We start from the raw sequence: 19241 nt of genomic DNA, 5'->3' as shown, positions 1-19241 counted from the left end.
CTGTCAGGCGAGCAAGCTCACGACTTCCTTTTCCTCCTGAATCGCAACAGACGTGCCGATGCGATAGACGTTCGGGTTGGTAATGCCGTCAAAAGCGTTGCGCGTATCAATAATCGCGACACCCAGATCGGCAAGCTCCTGGTAGCGGAAGCAAGTATGGTTGGTGATGAGCACCATGCAATCGTATGTTTTGAACAGCTCGTAGTCGTTTTCAATCGAGGTGACGACCTGTCCCTTTTTATTCACGAAGCTTTGCGCATACGGGTCGTAGTAGTCGACCTGCGCCCCGCTCTTTTTGAACAGCTCGTAGATTTCCAGTCCGGGAGATTCGCGCAAGTCGTCGACATCCGGCTTGTAGGCCATGCCCAAAATGAGAATGCGCGAGCTGTTGATCGCTTTCGCGTAAATATTGAGCACCTGTGCCGTCTTGTTCAGCACGTAATCGGGCATGTTGTCATTGATCGACTGGGCAATCTCGATGAACTGGCTGTGGAAACGGTAGCCTTTTGCTTTCCACGACAGGTACATCGGATCGAGAGGTATGCAATGCCCACCGATTCCGGGTCCCGGATAAAACGGCATGAACCCGAACGGCTTGGTCGATGCGGCCTTGATTACCTCCCAAACGTTGATGCCCATTCTGTCGCACATCATCGCCATTTCGTTCATGAACGCGATGTTGACGCTGCGGAACGTATTTTCCAAAAGCTTGGACATCTCCGCCACTTTTGGCGAGGAAACCGGGACGACGGTTTTGACCAGACTGCCGTAGAGCAGTGTCCCAAGCTCCATGCAACGCTCCGTCGTACCACCGATGATTTTCGGGGTGTTGTAGGTGTTAAACTTGCGATTGCCCGGGTCGACGCGCTCAGGAGAGTAGCAGAGGAAAAAGTCGACACCCGTGGTGTAGCCGAGCTTTTCCAGCTCGCGCCCGATCAGCTCTTCGGTCGTTCCCGGATAGGTCGTGCTCTCCAGTGTGATGAGCAGCCCTTTGCGCATATGTTTTTTGATTTGCTCCACTACACTCGTGATGTAGGACGTATCCGGGTCCTGATTCGGGCTGAGCGGTGTGGGAACGCATATGCTGATCGCATCCAGTTCTTCGATGGCGCGATAGTCCGTCGTCGGAAAAAAGCGCCCCGTCGCCAGGCATTCCTGCAAGGTCTCGTTGGAGATGTCTTGTACGTAGGACTCTCCATTTTTCAAGCTCTCAATTTTACCGGCGTGCAGGTCGATCCCGACCACGGTGTACCCGCTCTTGACCGTCTCTACCGCGAGCGGCAGCCCGACATAGCCAAGACCAATCACCCCGATTTTCGCTGTTTTATTGCCAATCAGTTGCTGGAGTTCCTCGTATCTTTTCATCCTCGTTTGTCTCCCTTTCCCTATCTGAACTTTTATGAAATCAAGCGTTTGACTCTGGCTTCCAGCTCAACTGGCGAAAATGGCTTCGTAATGTAATCAGAGGCGCCCAGGGCGAACGATTTTTGCACATCTTCCTCCAGCCGTTTGTCTGTCAGCACCATGATTTTGCTCATCGCATTCTGACCGAGATGCCTGATTTTTTCGATCAACTGATAACCGCTGATGACAGGCAGGTTCAGGTCGGTAATCACCAGGTCGTAGGCGGCTTCGCGAAACTTTTCCATGCCGTCCATGCCGTCGTGGGCAACCGTTACCTGGTAGCCTTTGCGCTGCAAATAGATGCGCAAAAACTCGTTGACCGTCTCATCCTGATTGACGAGCAAAATGCTGGCTGGCTCCTGCTCGCGGTTCGCAGCGTGCTGCTCGTACACCTTGATGCTTCCAGGCTCGCTTGCGTCCTTCATCTCCTGAATCATCCGCATCAGCATCTGCGCCGAGGAACGGGAGCTTTCCGGGAAGCTGGCGATCAGCATTCCGCCTGTCAAAAGCTTGCGGCCGAGCAAGTAGTCTTTGACTTGCAGCGCGTAAAAATGGGTATCCGCAAGCTTTTTTTGTTCCAGCAAAATGCCAAGGATATGCTTGCTTTTGTCATGTGCTGCATGTATCGTCATGGTGTCTGTCAGTTGTGCTTCCATATCCCTTTTGACCAATTCCAGCGACTCTGCGGAAAAGTTTTTGCAAGCTGCCAGGATCACCCCGCACGCCATGCGGTTCTCTTCCATCTTGCTTAGCAGCTCATAGAAAGCAGGTACGAGATTACTCATCATCATGCCTCCAGACTGGAAATGTTTTTGCTGTTTTTGGGCTGCCAGCTTGTCCGCGTCATCGTTCCCCACGAGTTGTTGTTGCGCAAATATTCAATGTGTCCCAGGAATCGCCAAATGACGCCGATTTGCCGATAGCCAAAAAACATGAGTATGGTATAGAAAAGCATTTTGACGATGTCCCGGAAGCGCGGGTATCGCCGAAACGCGATTTCCTCCAGCAAGATCGAGCCAATCCCCAACAGCACGCCATACAGCACGTTGAGCAGGCCGTAGATCAAAAGAATGTGACTGTTCGTCATGTCCAGCATCGTATATCCGATAAGCGCGAGCAGACCCGTGATGCGAAAGTACGGATTCAACGTTTCAAACAAAATGTTGAAGGGCAGTGTCAGCATCCCAAATACCTTGTATTTCGGGCGCAATACCATGTTTTTTCCGTATTCGATCATGTTTTTCAGGTTGCCGCGCCCCCATCTGCGGCGCTGGCTGCCAAGAATCTTCCATGTGTCAGGCGCTTGCGTCCAGCAGACAGCATCCGGGCAAAACGCCACCCGGTACGGCAAGTTGTTTTCCAGCATGTATTTGTGCAGCTTGATAATGATGTTCATGTCCTCGCCGGGATACCCGCCGCGATAGCCGCCGACCTTGACCACGTAGTCTTTGCGGAACACGCCGAACGCACCCGAGACGATAATCAGGCCGTTGATCGCGCTCCAGCCGATCCGTCCTCCGAGAAACGCCTTCAAGTATTCGACCGATTGCATCATCGGCAAAAACTTGTCCGGCAAACGAATGTCTTTGACGACGCCGTTTTCGATCTTGCAGCCGTTGGCAATCCGGATGTCGCCGCCGATCGCCACGGTTTCCTCCGGGTTTTCCATGTATACCTTGGCGATGCGGATGAGCGCGTCTTTTTCCAGCAAGGAATCGGCGTCGATGGAAGCGATCAGCGGGTAGTGCGACAGATTGATGCCTGCGTTCAGCGAATCGGCTTTTCCCCCGTTTTCTTTGTCGATCAAATACAGATTGGGGAACGCCGGATTGTGGTATACTCCCCGCACGCGCGAAGTTTGCAGCAGCGGCTGGACAGGCATGTGCCGGGAGAGCGTAAGCGAAAATTCCTCGATCAGCACTTGCAGCGTATCGTCCTTCGATCCATCGTTGACGACGATCACTTCGTAGCGCGGATAGTTCAAGGCGAGCAGTGACCGGACATTTTCGATGATCGTCAGCTCTTCGTTGTAGGCCGGCACCAGAATCGAGATCGGCGGTACGTGCTCCGAGCCGGACAATGCCTGGAACCGGGAGTAAAGGGAGTTTTTCAGAATCCCCATGATGCTCTTGAATGAAAACATCATGATGACGAAGTACAGGGAGTTGATCGCGATGACGTAGTACATCGCAAACATTCCATAATAGAGCAGAAACTCTCTCATGCTGGCCTCCTTTCTTCTAGCCTTCCATCACCTGAACCGTGGAAATGTTTTTTTGGCAAGACTTGCGGTACAGATGCAGCTTTTCGTTGTACGCCAGCTGCTGCTCCGTGCTTGCCCCTTGCTCCAGGCGAAGCTTTTCTTTTTCCAGATCGTCCAGAATGATTTGGTGCGCCATGTCGACTTTGTCGCCGAAGCGCTCTTCCCGCAAAATCTCGCACAGCGCTGCAAAGCCTGCCGTGTGCAACTGGGCCAGACTGCGCGCACTGTGATGGCGCACCCACCAGTGACTGTCCCCGACCGCTTTTTTCAGCGCGGGAATGTAGTCGACGAGCTGCAAGGTTCCAATCGCTTTGGCGATCAGGGCGCGTATTTCCCAGTCTTTGTGGGACAGGAAATCCTTGACTGTCTGTTCGCTCAAATACCTGACGTCGCGGCACATGAGCTTCACAGCCTTGATGCGCACTTCCTTGTCCGGCGACATGACCAGCTTGGGCAAGGTCGGCTCCAGCCCGGTTTGCGCGTGGACGGAGTAGCCGATCAGCCCGATTTTGACGAGTTCAGGGTCGTTGTCGCGGATCAGCTCGGTGTACAGCGAATTCGTATCCAACTGCGAGTCGCTGATGATGTCGACGATCAGCTGGTGGACGTTCTTCTTCGCCCGGACGACGAACTCTGCCATCTGCCGCAGATCGCTGTTGTCCCGTGCGCATTTGGCAATCGCCCGGGCAACGATGAACAGGCTCGGATCATTGGCGCTATTCTTTTGCAAAAGCGCGAGCAAATCCGCTGCGGCCTGCTGGGAGCGCATGACGCCCAGATTGTACGCGGCGTCGACTCGCGTCCATTTCCAGCCGCTTTTCAGCCGTTCGAGATCGAGGGCGACCAGCCCCATATCCTCGCACAGCCGGATCAGCTTTTCCCGATGGACGCCCGTAAAGCGCTCCATCAGCTCAAACAGCTGTTTCTGGATCAGTTGCTTTTCTTTTTGCGTCGGTTCGCCGTAGGGGAGCTTCAGACGCTCTTCCTCTTCGCTGTAGGCCTGCAGGTAGACGAAGTAGTCCCGGTATTTTTCCTGGCAGCGCCGCGCCTGTTTTTCTGCCGATATATTCCGCAGCTTCAGTGCGAACAACGCAAGCAACCCCAGCAAGATTAATCCGCATAGTGCGTACACGAAGCCAATTGCTGTCGCCAATGGTGTCTGCACGTTTGCCACACTCCTATCCAACCTTTTACGGTTGCGATTTGTCTTTGTCTGCCACTGGGGCATCTATCTCTTTGAATGCTTGCTGGATGATGGCATAGCTCTGTTTTTTCCGCTCGTGATAGCCGACCTGCTCCCACGCTGGCCACGAATAGAGGGGGAGCTGTGTCAGCGGATAAGGAGAAGGCCACTGGCTTTTGCCGACGATGCTCTTCGTCGCGCGGTCTGTGAGAACCGGCAACAGACGAATCCCTTTTGTCGTGGTTGTCGCAAAGCGCTTGCCTTCATCCTGGTAGCTCATCACCGTAAGCGAGCTCGGGTCGGTAAAGCCAAGCAGCATCCACGGCACTCGCAGCTCGATCACATCGCCTTTTGCCTGCCAGGCTGTGCGCGAGTCGTACTGCGGGTCTGCGGCATCCGTCGTTCCTCTTAGCAGCCTGCCGACCACGACCTCTTCCAGCGGGTAGTATTTTTTGCTGTCCGGCGGCTCCATTTCCAGTCCAACCGCAAGCTTCCACGGCTTGAAAATGCCGGAGTCGTCCTGCTGCTCCTCTGCTTTCACTTCAAGCATCCCGTACCGTTTGCCGTAGAGGCGCGTGTGAAAATCGTAGTTGGCGGCAATCTGGATTTGGCTTTCCTCCGGTTTTCCCAGCTCGATCAGCGTCTCCAGCCCTTCGTCGAGCGTAAGGCCGGGGAGCTGTGCCGCGTGTTTGTTGCCGCCCGGAGTCGTGTCCACGCCCAGGTACAGCTTTTCTTTTTCCGGGTCAAACGCATGCGCCAGCTTGACGAGCACGTACACGTAGCCTTCGTCGTGCGTCATCCAGACTTCGTCGATGCCGGGGACGCGGATGTCGAGGCGCTGCTTTTCCTCCGGCTTGAGCTGATCCCAGTCGGTGCGGTCGCCGTCAATCGTGAGCACGCCTTCCTTGCCCGGATACATCCCCAACACCCCAAACAGCGACTCGTTCGTCAGCACGTTGAGCCAGAAGGAGCGGCGGTCTTCCGGAAGCTCGAAGCGCATCGTGTTCCACGTTTTTTTGAACCATTCGTCCTGCCAGACGAACAGGATGCCGCCCGCGTAGCCCTCCTGGTGAATCTCGCGCAACAGCGCTGCGTCGATCTCTCCCTGCTGCCGCTCGGAATGCCCGCCCTGATGGCGGCCGAGATTGCCGAAGTGGGCGACACCGATGGATGCCGGAACGCCAAACTCCGTCACCATGATCGGCATGTTTTTGTGATGCTCCTTCAAAAGCCGCAGGTACGCTTTGTACGAATCGACCTGTCCGGCGTCGTTTTTCACCTGCTGCAAGGCCGGATCGTAGCGGAACAAATCCGGGTAGTACGGATACACGTGGTAGGAAGCGAAGTAGCCTGCCTCCCAGTTTTTCGGCTGGATATGGGTCGGATCGACGCTGACGAGATCCTCGTGATACAGCGGTTCGCCCGGATGGGACAGCGGATCGGTAGTCACCCAGTTGGTAAACGTCATCGGGTGCTGCCAGCCGTACTTGCTCTCTTCCGCTGCAACGGTGTCGACCATTTCCGCAAGCCACGTCTCAAAGGCGGTCGCCTCTGCCGTCGCCTGGAAATACGTGCCCTGATACGGCGGCAGCTTTTCGTGCAGGCGGTTGGTGTTTTGCACCATGACAGGGTCCCATTCGGTGCCTGTATGCCAGCCGATCAGGTACTTGCCCGCATTGGCGCGGTATGTGCCGCTTGCTTTTCCTGATTTTTCAGGGAGCGTGACTTCCCCGTACACAGCGCCGACTGCGTCTTTGATCTCTGCCCGAAACTGTTCGCGAATTTCGGGCAAGTACGCGTCTTTCTTTTCGATCAAAAGTTCCTCCGGGCTCCAGATGCCTTGCATCAAGTAGAGCGGGTCTTCCGGTTTTTTGCGGTTGTACTCCACAAGCGCCTCGTAAAAGACCGGGGGATGGATGGTATATACGCGGATGACGTTCGCTCCCATCTCGTCGATCATGGCGAACCAGCGCAAGTAATCGTCTTTGGCAATGGGCAGCTCGCCAGGATAATGCCCCGGCAGGGACGCCCCCAGATTGACGCCTTTGGCAAAGAACGGCTGCCATCGTTCATTCTGGAACACTTCGATCTGCTCGCCTGACGTACGGAATTTCAGTTGCACGCCCGCCGTCGTCTCCATGCTCTCGACCCGGTCTGCGTCCCAATACCACCAGAGGACGCTTGCTCCTGCCAGCATCAAGGCAGTGAGACTCGCCCAACGCCAGCGCCATTTCTTTTTGGATTCCACTTTTCGTCAACCTCCGCTATGTTGCCGCAAGCCATCTGCCCAACACAGTCATGACCGTTTTGGCGATAGCAGGCGGTGAACGGATTTCTCTCGCCCAAACGTCATTGTCATTGTAAACATAGGGGGCAATCGTTCCCATAGACGGAATTCACTAATGTCCATTTGGCGATTTTGTAAAGAAACTGTAATGGAATGGCAGATTCGCCCCCATCGTCCTACATTTTTTGGTGCGAAGTCCTGCAACCCGTCCGTCCATCCGGCCCATATTTTTCTAACCATTAGGTATATGTACTTGACGCTTGAATTTTTTTCTTCCATGGAAAAATGGTAGGTTGCTACTATTTGGAAATTGTTGAAAAATGCCACTATCCTTTTTTCTTTACACTAAAAATACAGGAGGATGATTGGAAAGGCGTCTTCGGGACAGATAATGGCCCACAAGCTGCGGGCAGGAGGGACTGTAGCTCTATCACGAGCGTCCGGGTTTTCGCAGCCACACTGGGGACCATAAAAAAGACAATCCCCCGCCTCCATGAGACGGTGAGATTGCCTTTTCCCCTCTTGCTCGCTTATGCCATTTTGTTCAAGAAAATTACAAAGTTTTCATTCCCGGCTTCCAGTTTGCAGGGCACAGGCCGCCTGCCTGGAGAGCTTGCAGGACACGGAGTGTTTCGTCTACGCTTCGGCCCACGTTCATGTCTGTTACGACCTGGTAGCGCAGGATGCCGTCCGGGTCAATGATAAACAGGCCGCGATGGGCTGCGCCGGTTGCCTCGTCGAGAACACCGTAAGCGCGGGCGGTTTCTTTGGTGAAGTCGCTTGCCAGCGGGAAATTGATTTCGCCGATTCCGTTCTGGTCGCGCGGCGTTTTGATCCAGGCGCGGTGTGTGTGCACGCTGTCGGTAGACACACCCAGCACTTCGCAATCGAGGTCTGCGAATTCTTCCATATTGTCGCTGAAGGAAGTCACCTCAGTCGGGCAAACAAAGGTGAAGTCGAACGGCCAGAAGAACAGGATCAGCCATTTGCCCCTGTAGTCAGCGAGCGTCACGCGCTCATCCAACGTCTCCATGTTTTTGGTAGTGAGCATGTGAAAGTCTGGTGCCGGTTTTCCTACTTGCAGTTGTACAGTTGTTTGGGTAGTCATGATAAATCGCTCCTTTTTCACGGTTGTATGTGGTCTGTCACAAAAAATTGGCTGGGTAGCGCGACAGGCTGGTTACTGCGCCGTTTCCTCCAGGGCAGCCAGCACTTTTTTGATGCGGTTCGGGTTGAAGCCCAAAATTTTCTTTTCGCCGATGACCGTCAACGGTACAGACATCACCCCGAGACGGCTTAGCTCTTGCGCGTATTCTTCCTTTTCGTCGATGTTGCGCTCTTCAAAAGAAATGTTTTGCTCAGCCAGATACGTTTTCAGTTGCTTGCAGAAGCCGCAGTTCGTGCTGGAATAGACGATTGCTTGTACCATGTCAAACTCTCCTTTTTTTGTCGGGGATTATTTGTATTGGGGAACCAGTTTGGAACGTTTGTTGATGTACTTGTCCACAGCCATTGCCGCAATCGCGCCGTCTGCCGCAGCCACGACCGCTTGCTTGACCGGAGTTTTGCGCACCTCTCCTGCTCCGAACACGCCTGGAACAGAAGACTGCATGTATTCATCGAGTATCATGAAGCCTTCGTCATCGAGCGGAACCTGTCCGTCGAGAAAATCCGTCCCCGGCTTGCTGCCGGACAGAAAGACGAACACGCCGTCTACCAAAAGCACTTCCTCGTCGCCTGCCGCATTGCGGATGCGCAAACCTTCTACTGTATTGGCGCCGACGATCTCCAGCGGGCGGGTGCGGTACAGGAAGTCTGTTTTCGGCAACTCCGGCACTTCATCCACGCCTTGCAGATCGGCGCGCGGCACCACAAATGTAATCTTGTCCGCAAACCTGGTTAGCGCATGGGCTTCCTCCAGCGCTTCCTCCGTATCGCCGATCACGGCTACATGCTTGCCTTCATAAAAGGCTCCGTCACACGTCGCGCAAGTGCTGACACCGCGTCCGAGCAGAGCTTCCTCTCCCGGCAGCATGCGGTTGCGCCCTTTTGAGCCAGTCGCCACGATGACGGCTTTTGCTTCAAACGTGCCATGCGCGGTAAAAATGCTTTTTACCTCATCTTCTACATCGACCGCGGAAATCGTCGTCTGGATGAATTCGGCACCAAAGCCCTCCGCTTGCCTGCGCATTTTTTCGAGCAGTTCTTTTCCTGTCCATTCGCCTTCCACTCCGGGGTAGTTGGCGATTTTATGCGTCAGGGCCAGCGCCCCTGTCCCTGGTGCTTTATCGATCACAAGCGTCTTCAGATTCCCTCTGGCTGTATAAATCGCAGCGGATGTACCAGCCGGACCGCCGCCGATGATGATGACATCGTACATGAACGGCTCCCCCTTTCTCTCAGCTAAATTAAAATTATTATCATCTAGGAACGATTATCATTTTACTAGATACAAAATAAAAATCAATATCTTTTTATAATAATTTTAAATAAGTATTTTCCATGGGCTGATCTTCCACCCATTCATATGCCTCATCTGCCGGACGAAAATGTACAACTACTCCCTATTATTTTGCAATTCCGAATACAATCGGACGCGTTGACGAATCAAGCCATTCAGGATAAAGTACGCCTATCACTGGAACGCACAAAAGCAAAAAAGCCAAAAAGCGCAAAAGTGCGAAAGCGCACGTGTCTTTGCTTGCTGCACGCTTGCGTTAGCCTGATTTTGCAAGGAGTTGCCACCATGAACAAATCCATTTCTTTTTCGCAAAGCATCTGGGTTCTCTTGGCCATCTTCGGCATCCTGTTTCCTGCCTTGTTTTGGGGGAAGGTAGAGCCGCACATGCCTCTTTTTGCCGCCACGATTGCGGCAGCCACGCTCTTGCGTCTGTTCGGAGTGCCGTGGAAGCAGATGGAGGAAGGGCTGGTCAAAGGCATCCAGACCGCGATTGCGCCCATGCTGATCCTCTGTCTGATCGGGATGTTGATCGGGGTGTGGATGATGAGCGGGACCGTCCCGATGATTTTGCACCTTGGCATCTCGCTGATCTCGCCGGAGTATTTTACGATCAGCGCCCTCTTTTTGACCGTGGTCGTCTCAAGTGTCACCGGCAGCACGTTTACGACGATCAGTACAATCGGCGTCGCGATGATGGGCGTCTCGACCGCCCTGGGACTCGATCCGTTGATGACAGCCGGAGCCATTATTTGCGGGGCCTGCTTCGGGGATAAAATGTCCCCGCTGTCAGACACGACCAACTTTGCGGCAGCGATTGCCGACGTCTCGCTGATGAATCACATCAAATTCATGTCGCACACCGCGATTCCCGGCCTGCTGATTACGGCGATTTTCTTCGCCATTCAGGGACAGTCCGCTGACGTCAGCCTGGAGGCAATTCAGGAAATCCAGACAGTGCTTGAGCAGCATTTTTCCCTGGGAATCATGACGCTTTTGCCTGCTGCTGTCGTGCTCATCTGCTCTGCCCTGCGCAAGCCGATTTTGCCGACTCTCGTCTTCGGGATCTTGAGCGGGATCGCAACCGCCGCTCTTGTGCAAGGCGTTCACTCCCCTGTCGAATGGATGAACGTCATGCAAAACGGCTTCGCCAGCGAAATCGCCAACGAAGCCGTTGCTTCCATCGTCAATCGGGGCGGACTGTTGTCCATGACCTGGTCTCTCGCCCTGATTCTTATTGCCTTGTCTCTCGGTGGAATCCTGCAGTACAGCGGTGTGTTTGAAGCACTGTTTGCAGGCTTGATCCAGCGCATCAAAAAAGCGGCAGGCATGGTCGGCCTGGCCGGTTCGTCCTCCATCCTCGTCAATCTTTTGACAGGCGAACAATACTTGTCGATCCTGCTTCCGGGACAAATGTTCCACGATGCCTTTGTCAAGCAAGGGATCGAAGGCAGACGGCTTTCCCGCACACTCGAAGACTGCGGGACGCTCGTCAACCCGCTCATTCCCTGGGGCGTCAGCGGGGCCTTTTTCACCTCTGCCTTGCACGTGGCGACAATCGACTACTTGCCCTATGTGATCTACCTGTGGATCTCGCCGCTTTTGACCTTCCTGTTTGCGCTGCGGCAGCCAAAAGCGAAAGCACAAGCCTAGCCTGTCGCATACACGGTCGTACAATTTTTTCCTCTGCGCTTGGAGCGGTACAGCGCCTCATCTGCTGCCCGCTTCAAGCCGTCTGCCGTGTCGCTGTGGTCGGGAAACCGCGCGATCCCGACACTGACCGCAATCGGAATGCAGCAGTTATCCTGCAATAACGGGTGCATCCGCAAAAAGTCGCGGATCGCCCGCACCTTTTCTTCCGCTTCCTTCATCGTGGCCTTTGGACAAAGCAGCATGAACTCGTCCCCCGCATAGCGGTAGGCTGTATTTTCCCGCCCTGCCACGACCTTCATCGCCTCGGCGATTCTTCTAATCAGCTCATCTCCTGCGTGGTGCCCGTAATGATCGTTCACCGCTTTCAAGCTGTCCGAATCCAGCATAATCAACGCCAGCGGGGAGTTTTCTTTTCCCAGCCACTTTTCCAGATCGCGATGGAACGCCCGATAGTTGGCCAGTCCCGTCAGTTCATCCTGAAACGACATCTGGTACATGCGCTTGTACAGACGCGCCGTCTCGATTGCGCTCGCCACCTGGAAGCCGATGATCTTCAACAGTTCCTCGTGCTCCTTTTTGTAGGCAAACTCGCGATAGGACTGTGCCGAAATGACGCCCTTGATCTGATTCCCCAGCATCAGCGGCACGAAAATACAAGTGTTCGTGTCGATCTCCGGGCAGCCCCAGCGAATCATTTCCGGCTCGCACGGCTCGTTCTTCAAAGTTCGGATATGGATCGTTTGCCGTGTCTCAATCACCCTGGAGACCATCGCCTGGCCGTACGGAATCGTCATCGGACCGTAATTGACGCCGTTGTCGATGCTGATCGGGATTCTGATCTCGCTGTCGCCCTCGTCATAAAAGGCGATGAAAAAGGCATCGGTGCTCATCACGCGGGAAACGAGCTCGAACGCCTTCCACAAAATCTTGTCTTCCTCAAACGTCTTCGCAAAAATATGGCTCAGGTCGTGCAAAATTTTCATGTGCTCCGCTATCCACATCATCTCGGACACCTTGTCCCGCAGTTCACTGATTTTCTTCAACAGTTCCTTGTGCCGTATCCCATCTTCTGCTGACAACACCGTGTCAATCTCGCTGGCTACCGCTTCAATCTCCCTCTGGTCCACGGCGTCAACTCGACTGAGCCAGCCGCTGTAACGCTCCAGCAGCTGTCTTGCGTACGCTTCTCTTACAGCGTTGTTATCATGCATGTACAACCCTCCGGCTATTGGGTACGCTTACACTTTTTTCTCATGATAGCGATCTACTGCTGCGCGAATGGCCTGCAAAACCGCGCCCTGGCCAGGGGCGAGAAAACGCTCCTGGATCGTCTGCGTAATCTCCTGCATCCCGCCTGCCACTGACTTGCCCACGAGCAGATTGACCAAAAACTCGCTCGTCTTGTCCATGACAAACGTAAAGCTGGCGTCGCATATGACACCGTCATCGGCGTCTATGATGAGCACACAGCCAACCATTGTGGACACCTCGTACAACGTCGTCCCTTTTGGGATTTGCGCAAATCCCGCTGTCAGCACCGTGTTTCTGTTTTTCCAATCAGCCACCTGCTTGTCCTCCCCTTTGTCCTTTGTCCCTCTCTAGCTGATGACAGGCAAACATACCTCCACTGTCGTTCCGATTCCTGGCGTGCTCATCAACTGCAATGTTCCGCGATGGTTTTCGATGATTCGGCGGCTGACCATCAATCCGAGCCCGGTTCCCGTCTCCTTCGTGGTGAAGAAAGCCTCTCCCAACCGGGACAACTGCTCCGCCGGTATGCCTACCCCATTGTCCTCGAAGCGAATGACGACTTTGTCTCCCTCGCACCAGAGACGGATGACGATTTCCCCGCCGCCTGATGTCGCCTCGATACCGTTTTTCAAAAAGTTGATAAACGCCTGCTTCAACTGATTTTCATCACAATGAATCTTGGGCAACGGCGACTCCAATGCGACCTGAATGGTTACTTTTTGCAAAATCGCTTCTGTCTCCAATAACGTGACAACATGGGTAATCAGGTTGGTCAGGTCGTGCACTTCAAACGCCGATGCGTGCGGCTTCGCCAGCACCAACAGCTCGCTGACGATCAGCTCGATTCGCGCCAGTTCCGAGCTCATGATGGAAAAATACTCCTGCTTTCGCATGCCGTCCTTTTCCATCAGCTGGACAAAGCCTTTCAAGGAAGTCAGCGGATTGCGTATCTCGTGGGCAATCCCCGCCGCCAGCTGCCCCACCAAGGCGAGTTTTTCCGAGTTTTGAAAATATTCATGCGTTATTTTGCGCACTGTCACATCACGTATCAATATGTAATGGCACAGCTTGTCCTGAATGACCACAGATGTCCCGCAAACCTCCACATCCGTACGTGTTCCGTCCAGACGAATCAGCTCCGCCTCAATCGGCGAAGTTGTCTCTCCCCGCTCCAGCCGCTTTTGCATTTCTTCAATCAAAGACATGTCGCGCGGGTGGAAAAAGGAAGTGAACGGATAGTGCAAAAGCTCCTTGTACCCTCGTGCGCCCACGAGCTTGATCCCGGACTGGTTGACGTACTTCAGTTTTCCCCCTTCGTATACAAAGGCCGCTTCCAGCGAGAGATCCAGCATCTTGCACATTTTCGCCTCCCTGCTGCCGGCCACGGCTTGCGACAGCTTCTGCACCATCGCGTAGTAGCCAATCGCGGCCCCTTCCGACAGGATCGCGCCATAGGTTATTTCGACAGGGATCGGCGGACCTGCCTTGTGAGCGAAAACGGTGCAAAAGGACATTGGCTCCCCGTTTCCTGCGCTTTGTGTCTGACGGCGTACCGCCTCCTGCTCCTCTTCAATGGCCAGCTTCCAAAACGGATAGCCCTCCCACTCTTCTGCTGAATAGCCTGTCAGCGCTTCACAGGCAGCGTTGCCCCTGCAAACGCTTCCTGATCGATCCAGCAAAAAGGCGGCTTGTACCATTTGCTCGAAAAAGGAGCGATAGAGAAGGCTGCTCCTGCATTCATGATCCAACAAGTCTTTCATTTGTGCCCCTCCCCTCCTGGGACGAGAAAACGGCTACTCCGCATGGCGGAAATAGCCTTAACCGTTCTCAAATGCTATTCATACCCAATTTTACCCTATTCCGCGGGCTGTTTCCATCCCTTGGGAATGCGAAATTTATAGATAATTCTTGTTCAATGGCGAAAGTCCCTTGCTCAAGCGCACCATCCGCCCAATCAGCCTGCTTGGCTTTTCCCTCTTGACTCTGCCGCCGCGTCAAGCTTTACGCTTGCAACCGAACAAAAATCCAGGGAGGATGATTTCATGAAAACGTTACTGATTAAAGGGTGCCATATTTTGACGATGGTGGAAAAAGAAAAGCCGTGGATCGGGGACATTTTGATTGAAAACGGGCGGATTGCGCAACTCGCGCCGACGATTGAAGCGTCTGCTGACATGGTCATTTCCGCAAAAGAAATGGTCGCCATGCCCGGACTTGTCAACGCCCACAATCATGCCAGCATGTCGTTGCTGCGGGCTTTTTCCGACGACCTGAAACTGATGGACTGGCTGGACAAAAAAATGCTGCCTGCAGAAGCGCGGATGACGCAAGAGGACATATACTGGGGAACGATGCTCGGGATCGCAGAAATGATCGCCTCCGGCACGACGGCTTTTGCCGACATGTACGTGCACATGGACGCCGTAGCGGAAGCCGTGCGCGACAGCGGAATCAGAGCTTCCCTGACGCGCGGGCTCGTCTTTTTGCAGGATGACGGCGGCCGCCGCATGACAGAAGCGCTGGATCTGGTCGACAGATGGTCTGGTGCGGCAGACGGCAGAATCACCACCATGCTCGGCCCGCACGCCCCTTATACATGCCCGCCCCAGCCGCTGAAAGAAGTCGTCGATCTCGCCAGAAGCCGCCGGATTCCGCTGCACATCCATCTGGCGGAAACCCGAGAGGAAGTGGAAAAAATTCGCGAGACGTACAACCAGACACCTGCCGAGTATTTGCATGAACTGGGAACGTTTCACGAAAATCACGTCCTGCTCGCCCACGCTGTCCACTTGAGCCGGGAGGACATCGGACGTTTGCGCGGCATGAGAGGCGGCGTCGCGCACAATCCCGTCAGCAATCTGAAGCTCGGCTGCGGCATCGCTCCTGTCACGGAGCTGCTCGCGCAAGGCGTCACTGTCGGCATAGGCACCGATGGCGCAGGCAGCGCCACGACGCTCGACATGTTTGCGGAAATCAAGGCGGCATCCTGGCTGCAAAAGCTGCACTACGGCGATCCGACGGTACTGCCTGCCGAGCAGGTGCTGCGCATGGCGACGATCGAGAGTGCGAAGCTGCTCGGGATCGATCACGAGGTAGGGACATTGGCACCAGGCAAACGAGCCGACCTCATCCTGCTCGACCTGAAAAAACCGCACCTCGCCCCGCTGCACGACCTGCATTCGCTCATCGCCTACAGTGCGACAGGCGCAGATGTCGATACCACTATCGTCAACGGCAACATTTTGATGCAAAACCGCACGCTGCAAACGATCTCCTGGGAGGACGTATATCGCCAAGCCACAGAGCGGGCAAAGCGGCTCGTCGCAGGGCTGTAGTCTGAACCCGCTCACAGGTTCAGCACACAGAACGAAACGGCAAGATAGATGGCAAAAACGCTCCACTGCAAATACGGGATCAACAGGGACGAGGCAATCTTGTCCAGCGGACGAATGACCCGGATCAGCACCCAGGTCGAGTACAAAATGAGGATCGTGTCGACGGCAGCCAAAAACGGAACGTGCAGCTTGTAGAACAACAGCGTAAACAGCTGATGAAAACTCCAGTTTATCCCGTACAGGAGCAAAAGCTCCCCATTCATTTGCTTGCGGCGAACAGCGATGACGACAGATGAGGCAATGAGCACATACAAAATAAGCCAGACGACGGCGAGCACATGGTCGGGCGGCGTGCCTTCGGGCTTGGTCAGCGAATCGTACCAGGCCCCGCCCCCCGGAAAGGCGAGGCTCGCCAATGAATACAGGACGATCACCGCAAAAAACAGCAGCGTATGGTACAAAAAGCTCATCGAGACATTCCTCTCCTTTTTGCCAGGCTCTCTTTCTTCTATTTCCATGTCTATGAGCGACGCTACCATTTTCATGCCATTTTTTCAGAGATTGCCCTGCTGCCTTCTTAGATCGAATCTGGAAAAAGGAAAACCGCTTGTCTCGTTTTTTTCGGACAAGCGGTTTTTTGGCAAAAGACTGTGCTCTTGCAGAATTTCCAGCCTACAGACGTGCGCTCTAGCAGATTCGCGCTCTTGCAGGCTACGGCAGGCGCAAAATCTCGCCCGGCTTGAGAGCCTTGCCTCGAATATCTTTTTCCGCCAGAGTCGCAACAAACGCCTCTCCATCCTGTTTGATCGGCGGGAACGTATCGTAATGAATCGGCACGACGTAGTCGGCGCCGAGCCACTCGGCGGCAATCGCAGCATCCTCCGGCCCCATTGTAAATACATCTCCAATTGGCAAAAACGCCAGGTCGATATTGTGGCGCTCTCCAATCAGCTTCATGTCGCCAAACAGCCCTGTATCCCCCGCGTGGTAGATCGTCTTGCCGCCCAACTCGATCACAAAGCCGCCTGGCATCCCCATGTAGACGATCTGCTGCTGGTCATCCAGCACGACGCCGGAGCTGTGGAACGCCTGTGTCATTTTCACTTTGCCAAATGGCAGTGTCACGGAGCCGCCCAGGTTCATCGAAACGGTTTTTACACCTTGCCAGCCAAGGTATGTAGCCAGCTCGTGCGTCGCAACGATGGTGGCATCGTTCGCCTTTGCCAGCTCGACTGCGTCGAGAATATGGTCCTGGTGTCCGTGCGTCAGCAGGATGTACTGGACGCGGATGTCCGCAAGCGTCGTTTTTGCCAGCGGATTTCCCGAAATAAACGGGTCAATCATGATCGAATGACCTTCACTGGTCAACTGTACGGATGAATGTCCGTGAAACCGGATTTCCAACATGGTATCCCCTGCCCTCTCATCATTGGTTTGTTCCTCTACCATGTTACCATGTGCGGGGGCGGGAATAAAATCCATCTGTGCACACCGGGAAAACAAAGGAAGAGGCCGTCGATCGCTCGACAGCCTGAGGAACAACTCCTAAACTTAGCAGTTGTGGTCGTGTTCTGTAACGGCAATAATTTGCGAATCACGAATGATCGTGCGACGATTGTTATCATGCTCACGCAGAATAATGGTGCTGGATTTTACTTCGATCAGCTTGCCGAAAAAGTTGCCATTTACAGTCTCAACCTTTACGTTTTTCCCTTCAAAGCGTTTCACCTGATCTCTGAATGCCATGGTCAATCCCTCCTTCTGTAAGCATCCTATGTACATTTGGCATAGCCCTACTGAGCAAATACACAGACAAACTGAAAATGTACTTGTACCCGTCCGTCATTTGTCCAACTTGCGCGTACAACGGGCAAAAAGACGAGTTCAACAGCACATCATTCGAACCGTGCAGGAATTTGTCGCACGATTCCAAAAGGAAATTGTTGTTACGCACAGAAAGGGTAAAACAGGAAATTCATGTGCGGCAGGAGGGATAAGCATGGGAGAAGTCATTGAACTTGTAGCCAGAGAGCGTACCTATAGCGGCAGGGAAGTCGCCGAGATGCTCGGGATCGGTGCGAGCACACTCCGCAAGTGGAGTATGCTGCTGGAGCAGCACGGCTATTGGTTCCTGCGGGACAATCAAAATCGGCGCGAATACCGCCAGCTGGATGTGTCCTGCCTGACCCGCTTTTACGAACTGACCAAGGATCAGCTCATCCCTCTGGAAGAAGCAGCGCAAATGATCGTCAGCCAGAACGGCACAGAAGCAGCGCAACGCGAAACGGCTGTTGCTCTGGCCCCTGCTTCTCATCCCGCCGCAGTTGAAGATGCGCTGGAAGCATTGGACGCCATCGACGAAAAGCTGCACGCTCTGGCGCTGCATGTGAAGCAACAGGATGAAACCCAGCAGGCGCTGCTCGCGCGCCTGGAAAAGCAGGAGGCGTACATCCGCAGCAGCCTCAAGGAACGCGACCGCCGCCTGACCAAAGCGATGAACGACATCCTGGACGCCAAAGTGCAGTTGGCCAAGCTCAAGGACGCCGAGCGGAAGACGTCTATTTGGCATAAGTTGTTTCGGTTGAGTTAGGTGTAGCGGCAGGAAGCGGTTTCTGCGGTTTTGTTTGCTTGTTCGTGAGGTCCATGCAAAACCATGACACTCTGACTTGCCTTGGTGCGTGAGGGCGGGAGAGTGTTTTTTGTTTTGGTTCTCAGGTCAGAGCTTGTGTAGCTTCTTGCCATTGGTTTTGAAACTCATAAAAAAATAGATGGACGTTACCTGGAGGGAAACAAACATGTTAGGAAAAATTGTAATGGCTTTCACAACTTCGCTTGTAGCTGGATACGTTTACCTGGACAATCAGGTAGAAGTGAGAAACTCTCACGCTTCCGTTACTGTGTATGAGAGCGTAAAGGATTTGGAGAAAGATGCCGACCTGATTATTATTGGAGAAGCAACGAATAAGACTGAAAACTATATCAGGTATCATGAAAATGGCGAAATTGATGATTATTCCACAAAAAGAATGGTGAAGGTTCAAAAAATATTTAAAAATAATTTGGATGAAAAGCTCGCTGTCGGCGATGAAGTCGAGGTCTGGGAGCCTAGTATCATCATAAAAGACGGTGTCATCGGAAAACAGCAGCGGACGATTGAAGGTTATCGCCTGATGCAAAATGAAAAGAAGTATGTTTTATTCCTGAAGAAAAACACCTATTTTAACAACCTGGCCCCCTTGGGCGTGATCCAGGGCAAGTTTCCTCTCGATGAAGCAAGTAAAAGTCTGAATTACGCGTACAAGGACGAATTTAAACATTATAACTTTCCTCAGTTTGACAAGTTGAATGAAGAAGTTTCCATTAAGTACAAAATGGAATAGGAGTCTTTCAAGATTTTTGTGTAAACG

18 protein-coding genes are annotated in these 19241 nt (G+C 53.6%); 4 read left to right on the top strand and 14 right to left on the bottom strand.

Annotated elements, in window-relative coordinates; translation table 11 throughout:
* Window positions 1–3: 3 nt before the first annotated feature.
* The 8 genes from EDM57_RS10765 to EDM57_RS10730 form a co-directional block, all read right to left on the bottom strand.
* Window positions 4–1365 carry a nucleotide sugar dehydrogenase gene (locus EDM57_RS10765; RefSeq protein WP_122904768.1) on the bottom strand — a complete coding sequence of 454 codons (1362 nt, stop codon included), beginning with the start codon at window positions 1363–1365 and terminating at the stop codon, window positions 4–6.
* Between the two features lie 32 nt (window positions 1366–1397).
* Window positions 1398–2189: a response regulator transcription factor gene (locus EDM57_RS10760; RefSeq protein ID WP_122904767.1), complete on the bottom strand. Its 792-nt coding sequence runs from the start codon at window positions 2187–2189 to the stop codon at window positions 1398–1400.
* Window positions 2190–2191: 2 nt separating this feature from the next.
* Complete coding sequence (locus tag EDM57_RS10755; RefSeq protein ID WP_122904766.1) at window positions 2192–3628, bottom strand: glycosyltransferase family 2 protein; 1437 nt, start codon at window positions 3626–3628, stop codon at window positions 2192–2194.
* Window positions 3629–3644: 16 nt separating this feature from the next.
* Window positions 3645–4832, bottom strand: coding sequence for a HEAT repeat domain-containing protein (locus EDM57_RS10750; RefSeq protein WP_122904765.1), 1188 nt, complete (start codon window positions 4830–4832; stop codon window positions 3645–3647).
* Window positions 4833–4857: 25 nt separating this feature from the next.
* Entirely contained in the window at window positions 4858–7098 is a 2241-nt protein-coding gene (locus EDM57_RS10745) for a hypothetical protein (protein WP_122904764.1), read from the bottom strand.
* Window positions 7099–7690: 592 nt separating this feature from the next.
* Complete coding sequence (locus EDM57_RS10740; protein WP_122904763.1) at window positions 7691–8245, bottom strand: peroxiredoxin; 555 nt, start codon at window positions 8243–8245, stop codon at window positions 7691–7693.
* Window positions 8246–8317: 72 nt separating this feature from the next.
* On the bottom strand, window positions 8318–8566 hold the full coding sequence (locus EDM57_RS10735) for a glutaredoxin family protein (protein ID WP_122904762.1): 249 nt from the start codon (window positions 8564–8566) through the stop codon (window positions 8318–8320).
* A 27-nt stretch (window positions 8567–8593) separates the two neighbouring features.
* The gene (locus EDM57_RS10730) at window positions 8594–9517 is read right to left on the bottom strand and encodes an NAD(P)/FAD-dependent oxidoreductase (RefSeq protein ID WP_122904761.1); all 924 of its coding nucleotides are present in this window, start codon (window positions 9515–9517) and stop codon (window positions 8594–8596) included.
* A 366-nt stretch (window positions 9518–9883) separates the two neighbouring features.
* Here EDM57_RS10730 and nhaC point away from each other — a divergent pair, with 366 nt between their 5' ends.
* The gene (gene nhaC / locus EDM57_RS10725; protein WP_122904760.1) at window positions 9884–11248 is read left to right on the top strand and encodes a Na+/H+ antiporter NhaC; all 1365 of its coding nucleotides are present in this window, start codon (window positions 9884–9886) and stop codon (window positions 11246–11248) included.
* Here nhaC and EDM57_RS10720 read toward each other — a convergent pair.
* From EDM57_RS10720 to EDM57_RS10710, 3 genes are read right to left on the bottom strand one after another with little or no spacing between them, the layout of a single operon-like run.
* Window positions 11245–12459, bottom strand: a complete 1215-nt coding sequence (locus tag EDM57_RS10720; RefSeq protein WP_122904759.1) for a sensor domain-containing diguanylate cyclase — start codon at window positions 12457–12459, stop codon at window positions 11245–11247. The genes nhaC and EDM57_RS10720 overlap by 4 nt on opposite strands.
* Window positions 12460–12486: 27 nt before the next feature.
* Complete coding sequence (locus tag EDM57_RS10715) at window positions 12487–12813, bottom strand: DUF3870 domain-containing protein (RefSeq protein ID WP_122904758.1); 327 nt, start codon at window positions 12811–12813, stop codon at window positions 12487–12489.
* 33 nt (window positions 12814–12846) lie between these two features.
* Window positions 12847–14259 carry an ATP-binding protein gene (locus EDM57_RS10710; protein ID WP_122904757.1) on the bottom strand — a complete coding sequence of 471 codons (1413 nt, stop codon included), beginning with the start codon at window positions 14257–14259 and terminating at the stop codon, window positions 12847–12849.
* A gap of 282 nt (window positions 14260–14541) precedes the next feature.
* Between EDM57_RS10710 and EDM57_RS10705 the strand changes: the two genes are divergently transcribed.
* Window positions 14542–15834, top strand: a complete 1293-nt coding sequence (locus EDM57_RS10705) for an amidohydrolase (protein WP_122904756.1) — start codon at window positions 14542–14544, stop codon at window positions 15832–15834.
* 11 nt (window positions 15835–15845) lie between these two features.
* On the opposite strand, the gene EDM57_RS10700 is transcribed toward EDM57_RS10705, so the two are convergent.
* The 3 genes from EDM57_RS10700 to EDM57_RS10690 form a co-directional block, all read right to left on the bottom strand.
* Window positions 15846–16304 carry a TspO/MBR family protein gene (locus tag EDM57_RS10700; protein ID WP_122904755.1) on the bottom strand — a complete coding sequence of 153 codons (459 nt, stop codon included), beginning with the start codon at window positions 16302–16304 and terminating at the stop codon, window positions 15846–15848.
* Window positions 16305–16545: 241 nt separating this feature from the next.
* Window positions 16546–17241: a metal-dependent hydrolase gene (locus tag EDM57_RS10695; protein ID WP_122904754.1), complete on the bottom strand. Its 696-nt coding sequence runs from the start codon at window positions 17239–17241 to the stop codon at window positions 16546–16548.
* A 144-nt stretch (window positions 17242–17385) separates the two neighbouring features.
* Complete coding sequence (locus EDM57_RS10690; RefSeq protein ID WP_122904753.1) at window positions 17386–17580, bottom strand: DUF2642 domain-containing protein; 195 nt, start codon at window positions 17578–17580, stop codon at window positions 17386–17388.
* A gap of 253 nt (window positions 17581–17833) precedes the next feature.
* Here EDM57_RS10690 and EDM57_RS10685 point away from each other — a divergent pair, with 253 nt between their 5' ends.
* Both EDM57_RS10685 and EDM57_RS10680 read left to right on the top strand, forming a co-directional pair.
* A complete protein-coding gene (locus tag EDM57_RS10685) occupies window positions 17834–18424 on the top strand; it encodes a MerR family transcriptional regulator (protein WP_122904752.1) in 591 nt (196 codons plus the stop codon).
* Window positions 18425–18629: 205 nt separating this feature from the next.
* Window positions 18630–19214 (top strand): hypothetical protein, encoded by a 585-nt coding sequence (locus tag EDM57_RS10680; RefSeq protein ID WP_122904751.1) that lies wholly within the window; start codon window positions 18630–18632, stop codon window positions 19212–19214.
* Window positions 19215–19241 lie beyond the last annotated feature (27 nt).

Source organism: Brevibacillus gelatini (assembly GCF_003710935.1).
Taxonomy (GTDB): Bacteria; Bacillota; Bacilli; order Brevibacillales; family Brevibacillaceae; genus Brevibacillus; species Brevibacillus gelatini.
Note: the sequence above shows the minus strand (reverse complement) of the source record. Positions and strands in the feature narration are given on the sequence as shown.